Annotated in this window: 9 protein-coding genes and 1 other RNA gene; 8 read left to right on the top strand and 2 right to left on the bottom strand. The window is 42.4% G+C overall.

Features of this window, described 5'->3' with window-relative positions; all coding sequences use genetic code 11:
- Positions 1-110: 110 nt before the first annotated feature.
- Positions 111-2258, bottom strand: coding sequence for a penicillin-binding protein PBP1A (gene pbp1a / locus M1F97_RS07085; RefSeq protein ID WP_247944651.1), 2148 nt, complete (start codon positions 2256-2258; stop codon positions 111-113).
- Complete coding sequence (recU, locus tag M1F97_RS07080; RefSeq protein WP_247944650.1) at positions 2255-2851, bottom strand: Holliday junction resolvase RecU; 597 nt, start codon at positions 2849-2851, stop codon at positions 2255-2257. Before recU ends, pbp1a begins: the two co-directional genes overlap by 4 nt.
- Positions 2852-2917: 66 nt before the next feature.
- Between recU and M1F97_RS07075 the strand changes: the two genes are divergently transcribed.
- The 8 genes from M1F97_RS07075 to M1F97_RS07040 form a co-directional block, all read left to right on the top strand.
- A complete protein-coding gene (locus M1F97_RS07075) occupies positions 2918-3445 on the top strand; it encodes a DUF1273 domain-containing protein (RefSeq protein WP_247944649.1) in 528 nt (175 codons plus the stop codon).
- 69 nt (positions 3446-3514) lie between these two features.
- On the top strand, positions 3515-3844 hold the full coding sequence (gpsB, locus tag M1F97_RS07070) for a cell division regulator GpsB (protein ID WP_000146526.1): 330 nt from the start codon (positions 3515-3517) through the stop codon (positions 3842-3844).
- A gap of 20 nt (positions 3845-3864) precedes the next feature.
- An RNA gene (rnpB, locus tag M1F97_RS07065) (RNase P RNA component class B) lies at positions 3865-4246 on the top strand.
- A gap of 84 nt (positions 4247-4330) precedes the next feature.
- On the top strand, positions 4331-5488 hold the full coding sequence (locus M1F97_RS07060; RefSeq protein ID WP_247944648.1) for a THUMP domain-containing class I SAM-dependent RNA methyltransferase: 1158 nt from the start codon (positions 4331-4333) through the stop codon (positions 5486-5488).
- A gap of 12 nt (positions 5489-5500) precedes the next feature.
- Positions 5501-6940: a cell division site-positioning protein MapZ gene (mapZ, locus tag M1F97_RS07055; RefSeq protein WP_247944647.1), complete on the top strand. Its 1440-nt coding sequence runs from the start codon at positions 5501-5503 to the stop codon at positions 6938-6940.
- Positions 6941-7015: 75 nt separating this feature from the next.
- On the top strand, positions 7016-8440 hold the full coding sequence (gndA, locus tag M1F97_RS07050; RefSeq protein WP_247944646.1) for an NADP-dependent phosphogluconate dehydrogenase: 1425 nt from the start codon (positions 7016-7018) through the stop codon (positions 8438-8440).
- A gap of 11 nt (positions 8441-8451) precedes the next feature.
- Positions 8452-9141 carry a response regulator transcription factor gene (locus tag M1F97_RS07045; protein WP_007520625.1) on the top strand — a complete coding sequence of 230 codons (690 nt, stop codon included), beginning with the start codon at positions 8452-8454 and terminating at the stop codon, positions 9139-9141.
- Between the two features lie 368 nt (positions 9142-9509).
- On the top strand, positions 9510-12853 hold a 3344-nt coding region (locus tag M1F97_RS07040), incomplete at its 3' end, for a Rib/alpha-like domain-containing protein (RefSeq protein WP_282185506.1).

Raw genomic sequence — 12853 nt, 5'->3', positions numbered from 1 at the left:
AACCTCTATAATAGTTAGAGAAACTATCAAAAGAGTTATGGTGCTGTTGGGACAAACTATTGTGCTGTAAAGAATAAAAATCCTGAGAATTTTACTTCTCAGGATTTTACTTATTGTTGTGGTTGACTTGATTGGTTTTGCTCAGCAGGTGCAGTTCCTGATTGTTGAGGAATCGTCTGCGTTTGACTTGTGTTTGGAGTAGTTGAACTTGACTGAGAAGTCGAACTCTCAGATGTTGAGCTAGAACTTTCAGAAGTCGAACTTTGTTGTGTAGATGATGAAGGGACCCACGTATTGCGTGCTCCATTCTTAAAGACAAATTCTCCGTTTCTGTAAAGGCCTTCAGGCATGGTCCAATCCCCTGGATGGTCATCTGTTGAGAGGTAGGTCATCATCGAACGGTAGACCTTAGCAGCAACGTAGAAGCCATCACCAACGATAGGAGTAAGTCGGTTAGAGTAACCGGTCCAGACAGCCATTGAATATTTACGAGTATAGCCGACAAACATTTCGTCTGGAGCTACATAACCAGAGTTCTTGATGTATTTCTCAATTTCATCATCTGTATAGTTTGATGTACCAGTCTTACCAGCTTGTGGTAGCCATGAAAGGTAGGCTCCACGTCCTGTCCCGTAGGTCAGAACTGTTTTCATCATCTCTGTCATCATATAGGCAGTTGTTTCTTTCATAGCGCGTGTTCCTGAATCAGAAAACTCTTTTGAACTACCATCACTAAAGATGATTTTGTTGATGTACATTGGCTTATGGTAAATACCGCCATTGGCAAAGGCAGCATAGGCTGCGGCCATTTTTTCACTGCTTGCCCCATACTTTTTGTTAGATTCGGTTGTGTTACTTGAAATCGCGTTGGCATAGTGCATATCTGGGTAGTCAATACCGAGTCCATTTAGGAAGGTCTTGGCTCTATCCAAACCGACTTTATTCAAGGTTTCTACAGCTGTAACGTTCCGTGATTGTTGAAGAGCATACTGCAACGTGATGTTTCCAAAGTAACTCTTATCCCAGTTGTAGACAGGTGTGTTGGTTCCAGGATAGTTATATGGTACGTCGTGAACAATAGAAGCAGTTGAGTCGTAGATGTCATACTCCAAGGCTGGCGCGTAATCTGTGATTGGTTTCATGGTTGAACCCCAGTCACGGTTGGTTTCGACAGCTTGGTTCATACCGAAGGAAACATTGCTAGATTGATGGCGTGCGCCTAACTGGGCAATCACCTTTCCATTTGTGACATCAACGATGGTAGAAGCTACTTGCAACTCATCATCTGGATAATTAACGTATTCGTCGGTATTGTAGATATCCCAGAGACGTTGTTGAACGGCTGGATCAACATTGGTATAAACTTCCATCCCTGTTGTCAAAAGGTTGTAACCAGTTTCCTGTTCGACTTGGTCGATTACCTCTTTGAGATAATTGTCCATATACGGAGGATAGCTATTAGCAGATTTTAGACTTTGAAGTCCGTCTGTAATAGGAGTGTTAATGGCTTTTTCGTATTGTTCGGCTGTAATGTAACCTTGTCCCTTCATCTCGGAGAGAACCAGATCTCGGCGTTCTTGTGCCGCTTCTGGATGAGAATAGGGGTCATATTGATTTGGAGCCTGGGGCATTCCAGCTAGGAGAGCCAATTGAGGTAGACTTAAATCTTTGAGGTCTTTACCATAGTAGTTTTGGGCTGCCGTTTGCATCCCGTAATTTCCGTTGGACATATAGACCTTGTTGATGTAGTAAGTTAGGATTTCTTGTTTGGTCGCCTTTTGTTCTAGCTGAACGGCTAGCCAAGCTTCCTGAGCCTTACGTGAAAGTGTCTGGTCAGATGTTGACGTTGAGAAGTAGGTTAATTTAATCAACTGCTGTGTCAAGGTAGAACCACCTTGAAGACCGCCCCCACCACGAAGGTTTCGTAAGGAAGCGCCTAGGATACGAATCGTGTCTACTCCTCGGTGACTAAAGAAACGATGATCTTCAATAGAGACAATTGCATTGACTAGCTCCGTAGGGATTTCATTAGCCTGTGCATTGACACGGCGCTCAGAACCCAGATCAGCGATCAGTTCATTTTTGCTGTCATAGATCTTACTAGACGTTGTAGCGACTAGCTTACTTTCGGATAGGGCTGGAGCCTTGCTTACATAGTAGAGAAAGAGGCCTCCACCTAGCATAATAGCTGCGATAAATACAGTCAAGAGGCAGATACTGACATACTTAACTACTCGCAGGAAAGTTTGTTTGTTCATCTTATTTTACCACCTAGTAAATGTTCTTTGATAACTTCGAGATAGGGAATCTGTGGAAAGGTACCAGGCTCGATCCTATATCCATTTTCTCGAATATATCCAAGTGGCATTGACTTTTGTCCTCTATCTTGATGATAGAAACGAATCAAATCAATGGCCGGCAATAAGTAGGTTTCTTGCTGAGAAGAAAAGTGAAGGAGGACAAAGCAGATTCCTTGCTGGGCAAGAACTTGTTCCATATGCTGGATCTGGTGAAGATGGAAATTCTTCATCGGAATCGCATGTTTTTGCCTGGTTTCCTTTGCTTCAAAGTCGATGTAGTATCCATCATAAACCCCTGAATAGTCAGTAGTTGAGGCTTGTCTAAAGTAGGCTTCAACGATCTTAGCTCGACTTCTTTGGGGATAGTCGACACGTACGATTTGGATGGGAGTCGGTTTCTTGTGAATCACTGCTAACCCATGTGACAAATAGTAGTCGTTCGTAGCGTTGATCATCTTTTCAAAAGACATTCCCCGATTTGCGAAATTTTTAGTTTGTGACGGGGCTGCTTGTCTCTTCTGTGATGAAAGTTTATGTGGATAGTTGACCATAATTCTCCTTATTGGTACAATAACATCACTCTATTATATCATAAATCTACAAAGAAAGGGTTAAAAATGACAACAGCCTTGATTTTAGGCTATTCAGCCTTCGACCTTGGTCTCTTTAATGACAAGGATATTCGCGTTGATATTATCAAGACAGCCATTCGCAGAGACTTAGAACGTCTAGCAGAAGAAGGGGTGACCTGGCTTGTTTTTACAGGGACTCTGGGCTTTGAGTACTGGGTGCTGGAAGTGGCACAGGATATGAAAGCAGACTATGGCTTTCAGCTGGCAACGATTTTTGCCTTTGAAACCCATGGTAGTAACTGGAATGAGGCCAATCAAATCAAACTCAGTGAGTTTAAGCAGGTTGACTTTGTCAAATACGCCTATCCACAGTATGAACACAAGGGACAATTACGCGATTATCAGAAATTTCTGCTGGAAAATACGGATGGATGCTATCTCTTTTATGACGAAGAAAATGAAACCAAGTTACAGTATTTTTACCAGATGATGAAAAATCAAGAAGGCTATGTCACAAAAAGATTAACATTTGAGGATCTGAACGAAATAGTGGAAAATTTTTCCGAAAAATGAGGCTTTGACCTTGATTTTTGTTTGTCTTTTTTTATATAATAAGAATAGCAATCAAGAATGGAGAGAGAAATGGCAAGTATTATTTTTTCAGCAAAAGATATTTTTGAACAAGAGTTTGGACGTGAAGTTCGCGGATATAGTAAGGCGGAGGTCGACGAGTTCCTAGATGATGTGATCAAGGATTATGAGACTTACGCAGCTTTGGTCAAATCTCTTCGTCAGGAGATTGCTGATTTGAAGGAGGAATTGTCTAACAAGCCACAGGCAAGTTCTACTCAACAAAGTTCTATCGAAGTAACAAGTTCTACTCCAATGACAAATTTTGATATTTTGAAACGATTGAATCGACTTGAAAAAGAAGTATTCGGTAAGCAAATCGTAGACAATTCTGAGTTATAATCAGGTGTCTATTAGATGCAATTTTTGGATAATCGCGTGAAGAGAATCCCTTTTCATGAGGAAAGTCCATGCTAGCACAGGCTGTGATGCCTGTAGTGTTTGTGCTAGGCGAAACCATAAGCCTAGGGACGAGAGATCGTTACGGCAGTCGAAATGGCTAAGTCTTTGGATAGGTCAGAGTAGGCTTGAAAGTGCCACAGTGACGGAGTCTCTCTGGAAACGGAGAGAGTGGAACGCGGTAAACCCCTCAAGCTAGCAACCCAAATTTCGGTCGGGGCATGGAGTGCACGGAAACGAACGTAGTACTCTGACTGCTATCAGTTATAGGCTGCTAGTGGTAGACAGATGATTATCGAAGGAAGTGGTCCTAGTCACTTCTGGAACAAAACATGGCTTATAGAAAATTGCATATAGGTTGGGGCTGAGAACTTTTTCTCAACCTCATTTTTTAAAGTGTACAAAAGAAAGGTCTTACAAGACTGTAAAATGAAAAAAGAATTTAATTTAATCGCAACTGCTGCAGCGGGGCTCGAGGCTATCGTTGGACGTGAGGTGCGAGAGTTAGGCTATGATTGCCAGGTTGAAAACGGCCGTGTCCGTTTTCAAGGAGATGTGAAGGCAATTATTGAGACCAATCTTTGGCTTCGAGCAGCTGACCGCATCAAGATTGTAGTTGGAAGCTTTCCTGCAAAGACTTTTGAAGAGCTTTTCCAAGGAGTTTTTGCTCTGGATTGGGAAAACTATCTCCCGCTCGGGGCACGTTTCCCTATCTCAAAGGCCAAATGCGTTAAGTCTAAACTTCACAATGAGCCTAGTGTTCAGGCTATTTCCAAGAAGGCGGTTGTGAAGAAACTGCAAAAACACTATGCCCGTCCAGAAGGGGTTCCCTTGATGGAAACTGGTCCTGAGTTTAAGATAGAGGTGACCATCCTGAAAGATGTGGCGACTGTCATGATTGACACGACAGGTTCTAGCCTCTTTAAGCGTGGTTATCGTACGGAAAAGGGTGGAGCGCCTATCAAGGAAAACATGGCAGCAGCCATTTTACAACTCTCTAACTGGTATCCAGACAAGCCCTTGATTGATCCGACCTGTGGTTCAGGAACTTTCTGTATCGAGGCGGCTATGATAGCTAAAAAGATGGCCCCTGGGCTTCGCCGTTCCTTTGCTTTTGAGGAATGGAACTGGGTTAGCGATCGGTTAATCCAAGAAGTTCGCACAGAGGCTGCTAAGAAAATCGATCGTGAGATAGAATTGGATATTATGGGCTGTGATATTGATGCTCGGATGGTTGAGATTGCTAAGGCCAATGCTCAAGCAGCTGGTGTGGCTGGAGATATCACTTTTAAGCAAATGCGAGTACAGGACTTGCGTACAGATAAGATCAATGGAGTCATCATTTCCAATCCACCATATGGTGAGCGTTTGTCGGATGATGCAGGAGTCACAAAGCTCTATGCAGAAATGGGACAGGTCTTTGCACCACTGAAAACCTGGAGTAAGTTTATCCTGACGAGTGACGAAGCTTTTGAAAGCAAGTACGGAAGTCCAGCTGATAAAAAACGCAAACTGTATAATGGGACCTTAAAAGTAGATTTGTATCAATACTTTGGTCAGCGTGTGAAACGCCAAGAGGTAAAGTAGAAAGGGAGAGAAATGAGCAATAAGAGCAATAATGAGCAACACGAAGCCCAATTTGATTTTGACGAGGCGAAAGATCTGACAGTTGGTCAAGTCATCCGTAAAAACGAAGAAGTTGAAGCTGGAGTATTGCCTGAGGACAATATCTTGGATAAATACATCAAACAGCACCGCGAGGAAATCGAAGCCGACAAGTTTGAAACACGTCAATTTAAAAAAGAAGAACTGCAGGAAGCTCAGGCTCAAGAAGAATTGACGACACAGGAAGTCTCAGAAATCACTGAAGAGTCGGCACCAATCATAGAGGAACCCGAGACAGTTTCAGAAGAAACGGTGTCAGACTCAGTGGAAACTACAAGCTCGGACGTGATTTTGCCTCCTTTGGGAGAAGAAAATCAAGACTTGGAACCGCTTGTGTTGGAAAAGCAAACGCCAGCAGAGGTTGCTGATGAGAAAGAAGAGGAAGAGACGGCTCTACTTTCACGCTCAGCTCAGGCAGAATCAGAAACAGTTTCTAATTCTAAAAAGAAGCGCGTGTTTGTTATCGGTTCAGCCCTAGCAGCAGCCCTTATCTTGGCAGGTAGTTACTATATCTATCACCAAGTAAACCGCTCCAACCAAGCCATCCAGTCTTCTCAGTCTTCTTCTAACAATCAAGAAACACAAACAGCCCTACAAGAGTTTAATACCCTCTACGATGCCTTTTATACGGATGCTAATAAAACAGCTTTGAAAAATAGTCAGTTTGACAAGTTGAACCAACTCAAGGCTCAACTAGATAAACTCGAAGGTAGCCGAGAGCACACTCTGGCCAAGTCTAAGTATGATAGTTTAGAAGCTCAAATCAAGGCTGTGCAAGAAGTGAATAATCAGTTTGAAACTCCAGCAATTACCGACGGTGTCTTGGATACCAATGCAAAGGTCAAGGCAGATGCTAAATTTACAGAAATTAAAACAGGAAATACAGAGCTAGATAAACTGTTAGATAAGGCCATTAGCCTTGGTAAGAGCCAGCAAACAAGCGCCTCTAGTTCAAGTTCAAGTAGCAGTAGCCAAGAAAGTTCAAGCACAACGACTGATAGCAGTACGAGCAGTTCGTCTGCTTCATCAAGTTCAGCATCTGCCAGCAGACCAGAAAGTGGAGGTTTGTCTAGCGATGGTGTCAATCTTCAAAGAAGTGCTAGTCGTGTACCGTACAACCAATCAGCTGTAGATGATAGTAACAACCCTGCCTGGAATTTTGCTGATGGTGTTTTGGAACAAATCCTAGCAACATCACGCGCTCGTGGTTATATCACTGGTAATCAATATATCCTAGAACGGGTCAATATCGTAAACGGAAATGGTTATTACAACCTCTACAAACCAGATGGAACCTATCTCTTCACCCTCAACTGTAAGACTGGATACTTTGTTGGTAATGGAGCTGGTCACGCAGATGATTTGGATTACTAGGAGTCCGTTACAAAATTCTTTCCTTTCATAGGTAAAAATGATAAAATAAAACATATTAAACAAGAGGAGTGTCACATGACAAAAGCTAACTTTGGTGTCGTAGGTATGGCCGTAATGGGTCGTAACCTTGCCCTAAATATCGAATCTCGTGGCTATACAGTTGCCATTTACAACCGTAGTAAAGAAAAAACAGAAGATGTAATTGCCTGCCATCCAGAAAAGAACTTTGTACCTAGCTACGATGTAGAGTCTTTCGTTCAATCTATCGAAAAACCTCGTCGTATCATGCTCATGGTTCAAGCTGGACCTGGTACAGATGCAACTATCCAAGCTCTTCTTCCACACCTTGACAAGGGTGATATCTTGATTGACGGAGGAAACACTTTCTACAAAGATACCATCCGTCGTAATGAAGAATTGGCAAACTCTGGTATCAACTTTATTGGTACAGGGGTTTCTGGTGGTGAAAAAGGTGCCCTTGAAGGTCCTTCTATCATGCCTGGTGGACAAAAAGAAGCTTATGAATTGGTAGCAGATGTTCTCGAAGAAATCTCAGCTAAAGCACCAGAAGATGGCAAACCATGTGTGACTTACATCGGTCCTGATGGAGCTGGTCACTATGTGAAAATGGTTCACAACGGTATCGAGTATGGGGATATGCAATTGATCGCAGAAAGCTATGACCTCATGCAACACTTGCTTGGTCTTTCTGCAGAAAACATGGCTGAAATCTTTACTGAGTGGAACAAGGGTGAATTGGACAGCTACTTGATCGAAATCACTGCTGATATCTTGAGCCGCAAAGACGATGAAGGCCAAGAGGGACCAATCGTAGACTACATCTTGGATGCTGCAGGTAACAAGGGAACTGGTAAATGGACTAGTCAATCATCACTTGACCTTGGTGTACCATTGTCACTCATCACTGAGTCAGTATTTGCTCGCTATATCTCAACTTACAAAGAAGAACGTGTACATGCCAGCAAGGTTCTTCCAAAGCCAGCTACCTTCAAATTTGAAGGTGACAAGGCTGAGTTGATCGAAAAGATCCGTCAAGCTCTTTACTTCTCAAAAATCATTTCATACGCACAAGGTTTTGCTCAATTGCGTGTGGCTTCTAAAGAAAATAACTGGAACTTGCCATTTGCGGACATCGCATCTATCTGGCGTGATGGCTGTATCATCCGTTCACGTTTCTTGCAAAAGATTACAGATGCCTACAACCGTGATGCAGATCTTGCTAACCTTCTCTTGGATGAGTACTTCTTGGATGTTACTGCTAAATACCAACAAGCAGTGCGTGATATCGTAGCTCTTGCTGTTCAAGCTGGTGTACCAGTACCAACCTTCTCAGCAGCTATTACTTACTTTGATAGCTATCGTTCAGCAGACCTTCCAGCTAACTTGATTCAAGCGCAACGTGACTACTTTGGTGCCCACACTTACCAACGTAAAGACAAAGAAGGAACCTTCCACTACTCTTGGTATGACGAAAAATAAGTAGGTCTGCCATGGGGAAACGGATTTTATTACTTGAGAAAGAACGAAATCTCGCTCATTTTCTCAGTCTGGAACTCCAAAAAGAGCAATACCGTGTTGATCTGGTCGAGGAGGGGCAAAAAGCCCTCTCCATGGCTCTCCAGACGGACTATGACTTGATTTTACTGAATGCTCGTCTGGGGGATATGACAGCCCAGGATTTTGCAGAGAGGCTGAGTCGGACAAAACCAGCCTCAGTAATCATGGTCTTGGACCATCGCGAAGAATTGCAAGACCAGATTGAGACAATCCAGCGCTTCGCCGTTTCTTACATCTATAAGCCAGTGATTATTGATAATCTGGTAGCCCGTATTTCAGCGATTTTCCGAGGTCGGGACTTTATCGACCAACACTGTAGTCAGATGAAGGTTCCAACGTCTTACCGCAATTTGCGTATGGATGTAGAACATCATACCGTTTATCGTGGCGAGGAGATGATTGCTCTGACGCGCCGTGAGTATGACCTTTTGGCCACTCTCATGGGAAGCAAGAAGGTCTTGACTCGTGAGCAGTTGTTGGAAAGTGTTTGGAAGTACGAAAGTGCGACAGAAACCAATATCGTGGATGTTTATATCCGTTATCTACGTAGCAAGCTTGATGTAAAAGGACAAAAAAGCTACATTAAAACCGTGCGTGGTGTTGGGTACACCATGCAAGAATAGAAAAGCAGTTGCAGTTGTGTAACTGCTGTTTGAGCTCCATACTATCTGTAGCAGGAATTCCTGAATACCAGATAGTATGGGGCTTTTTTTGAATAGGTAAAAATGCAGGCCCCTAGACGGCTTGTAAGGCTTCAAAGAGATGGTCAGAGAGGATGATTTCTTCTTGACCATAGTTTATACTAAATGAAAATTAATACTCAATTGTTTTTATTATAATATTATAATATAATAAATGGTTAAACTCCTGAAATTATCTGAAAATAATGTAAAATCATAAATAATAACAATATAATTGACAAATCTGCTAATGCACATTATAATTTAACTGTATGTGTACTGCATGCTAGAAATCAAAAGGAGAAAATGTGATGTATTTTAATCGTAAAAATGCGGAACAAAAGAACTGGAGAATGATCAAAAAAGGAAAACATTTCCTTTTTGGTTGTTCGCTTGTTTTTGCGGTTGGGGCAGCTTTGGTGGCTCCATCAGTCAAAGCAGATACAGTAGGAGCTAAGCCAGTTGCAGCCAAGGAGAATGTAACTTATGTAGCACCAGCTGTAGAAGTAGCACCAGCAGCAGTGGCTGAAGAAAAAGTTGAAAAAACAGTTGAAACTACTCAAAATTCTAAAGAAGAAGCAGTGGAGGCGACTGAAAAAGCTAAGGAAGCAGTGGAGACGACTGAAAAAGCTAAGGAAGCAGACAGCATCCAAGCTCCAGAAGTGACTGTGGTTTACAATCCAGCAGCACTTACTGATGAAGAAAAAGCAAAAGTTGTAGCAGCTGTTAAGGCAGCAAACCCTACAGCAACTGATGTTCAAGTCCAAGCAGACGGATCAGCAGTTGTGACTTTTGCAGATGGTTCAAGAGCAAACTTGACAGCAGCTCAAACTATTAAAGATGGTTCTCAAGTAGCTAAACGACGTAGAGCACGTGCGACAGTAGCGGCTCCAGTCATCACTTCAAACCTTGATGGAAAAGGTAGTTCTGCAACGGATGTAACTGTCCAAGCACCAGCAGGTTCAACTGTTAAACTCTACAATACTGATGGTGTTGTTATCGGTCAAGCAGTAGCAAATGCTCAAGGTGTAGCTACAGTTACGCCAACAAACAGCCTTCCTGTAGGCGAAATCACAGCTACAGCTACACCAGCAGGCGAAAGTGAGTCACCTAAGAGTGCACCTGTAACAGCGACACGACCAACATTGACAACTGTAGAAGGTGGTGTTTCAAGAGGGAACGATAGTTATAATACCCAACTACTCGTTACCAAATCACACATCACTGTTTATCCAGGTGAATCTGTTAAGGTTGGTGTTACAGCAGTATCTAATGGGCTTGAAAACTTTTCGGTTCCTAATAATCCAGCAGGTGTCAAGGGCTTGCTTCCTAGAGGTACTTTCTTGAAGTCAGGTGGGACAGGTAGTGAAACCGTTACAAGACGTGATAACGGGTACGGAGGTACTGTTGCTTGGGACCAACCAGCAGGTGATACTGTTGTGACCTTCTCAGCTACAAGTCAGAATAATGTACGTGTAACGAGAGACCTTAGAGTTACCGTTTTGGAACTTACTAAGAAGCTTGATGCTGTTCCAGGTGAAAAAGTAGAAGTTGCTGATCTTAACAACGTTTCTGAAGATGAGAAAAATAAAATTATCGCAGCAACTAAAAAAGCAAATGCAAGTTTCCCTCCAGGTACTGTGTATAATGTTGATCAAAGAGGAAATCTTGTAATTACTTATCCTGATAAATCAACAGATAAGATTGACGCTTCATACCTAGTTACTCCGTCAAATAAACCTGCTGTTCCTAATAAGCCAGCAGGCCAAGCACCAGAGATCACTTCAGACCTATCAGGTAAAGCAAGTACGCCAACTGATGTGACTGTTAAAGCAGAACCTGGTTCTACAGTAAAACTCTACAATAATGACGGAGTTGTGATCGGCGAAGCCGTAGCAAACGATCAAGGTATTGCTACTATCTCTCCAATAAATAGTCTTCCAGAAGGACAAATTACAGCGACAGCTACACCAGCAGGTGGAAGTGAGTCTCCTAAGAGCACTCCTATTACAGCGACTCGTGCAGAAAAACCTGAAGTGGGCGGAGGTGTTTCAAGAGGAGGAGATAATACTCAACTTCTCGTTACCAAATCACATATCACTGTTTATCCAGGTGAAACTGTTAATATTGGTGTTACAGCAGTATCCAATGAGCTTGCAAAGTTTTGGGTTCCTGGTAATCCAGTTAGTGTCAAGGGATTAAAACCTACAGGTACTTTTTTGAGTAAACCTGGGTCACCTGCCGTTACAAGACGTGATAACGGGTACGGAGGTACTGTTGCTTGGGACCAACCAGCAGGTGATACTGTTGTGACCTTTGAAGCTCAAAGTAGGGAGCATAATGTAATTGTAAGAAGAGATCTTAGAGTTACCGTTTTGGAACTTACTAAGAAACTTGATGCTGTTGCAGGTGAAAAAGTAGAAGTTGATGATCCTAACAATGTTAGCGAAGATGAGAAAAATAAAATTATCGAAGCAACTAAAAAAGCAAATACAAGTTTCCCTCCAGGGACTACATATAGTGTCGACGAAAAAGGAAACCTTATCATTACTTATCCTGATGGATCAACAGATAAGATTGCAGCTGCATACTTAGTTACACCAGCACCTAAGGACGCTGACAAATACACACCAACTGCTAAGGCACAAACAGTTGCTCCAGGTTCAACACCAGAGGCTAAGAACTCAATTGGTAATGTTTCAGATCTTCCAAGTGGTACTACCTTTGCTTATAAGACACCAGTAGATACAGCAACCAAAGGTGAAAAAGACGCGATAGTAGTAGTTACTTATCCCGATAAGTCAACTGATGAAGTTCCAGTTAAAGTAACTGTAAAAGATCCACGTAGCGATGCAGATAAGAACGATCCAAAAGCTAAAGCTCAAGACATTTACAAGGGTTCAACACCAGACGCTAAAGGCTCAATCGACAATGCTGATGAACTTCCATATGGTACTAGCTTTGCTTATAAGAAACCAGTAGATACAACAACACCAGGTGAAAAAGACGCGACAGTAGTTGTAACATACCCAGACGGATCTAAAGATGAAGTTCCAGTTAAGGTGACTGTAGAAGATCCAGATAAGATATCTGATGCAGAAAAGAACACTCCAACAGCTAAAGATCAAACTGTTAAAGTTGGTGAGAAACCAAAAGCAGAAGCTTCAATCGGAAACTTTGACAAACTTCCTAAGGGAACAACAGTAAAGTTCAAGAAACCAGTAGATACAAAAACACCAGGTGAAAAAGACGCGATAGTAGTAGTTACTTACCCAGATACGTTAACTTATGAAGTTCCAGTTAAGGTTACTGTAAAAGACCCACGTAGCGATGCGGACAAGAATGATCCAACAGCTAAGGCTCAAACAGTTGCTCCAGGTTCAACACCAGAGGCTAAGAATTCAATTGGTAATGTTTCAGATCTTCCAAGTGGAACAACCTTCGCGTTCAAGACACCAGTAGATACTGCTACAGAAGGTGAAAAAGACGCGACAGTAGTTGTAACATACCCAGACGGAACTACGGATGAAGTTCCAGTTAAGGTTACTGTAAAAGACCCACGTAGCGATGCGGACAAAAATGATCCAACAGCTAAGGCTCAAACAGTTGCTCCAGGTTCAACACCAGAGGCTAAGAATTCAATTGGTAATGTTTC

The sequence above is a fragment of the Streptococcus oralis genome (assembly GCF_023110435.1).
In the GTDB taxonomy this organism is placed as follows: domain Bacteria; phylum Bacillota; class Bacilli; order Lactobacillales; family Streptococcaceae; genus Streptococcus; species Streptococcus oralis_CF.
The sequence above is the reverse complement of the archived record's forward strand: the minus strand, read 5'-3'. Positions and strand labels throughout refer to the sequence as shown.

Coding starts and splice junctions, on each gene's coding strand:
- pbp1a (WP_247944651.1), bottom strand. CDS start 2,258: ATGAACAAACAAACTTTCCTGCGAGTAGTTAAGTATGTCAGTATCTGC.
- recU (WP_247944650.1), bottom strand. CDS start 2,851: ATGGTCAACTATCCACATAAACTTTCATCACAGAAGAGACAAGCAGCC.
- M1F97_RS07075 (WP_247944649.1), top strand. CDS start 2,918: ATGACAACAGCCTTGATTTTAGGCTATTCAGCCTTCGACCTTGGTCTC.
- gpsB (WP_000146526.1), top strand. CDS start 3,515: ATGGCAAGTATTATTTTTTCAGCAAAAGATATTTTTGAACAAGAGTTT.
- M1F97_RS07060 (WP_247944648.1), top strand. CDS start 4,331: ATGAAAAAAGAATTTAATTTAATCGCAACTGCTGCAGCGGGGCTCGAG.
- mapZ (WP_247944647.1), top strand. CDS start 5,501: ATGAGCAATAAGAGCAATAATGAGCAACACGAAGCCCAATTTGATTTT.
- gndA (WP_247944646.1), top strand. CDS start 7,016: ATGACAAAAGCTAACTTTGGTGTCGTAGGTATGGCCGTAATGGGTCGT.
- M1F97_RS07045 (WP_007520625.1), top strand. CDS start 8,452: ATGGGGAAACGGATTTTATTACTTGAGAAAGAACGAAATCTCGCTCAT.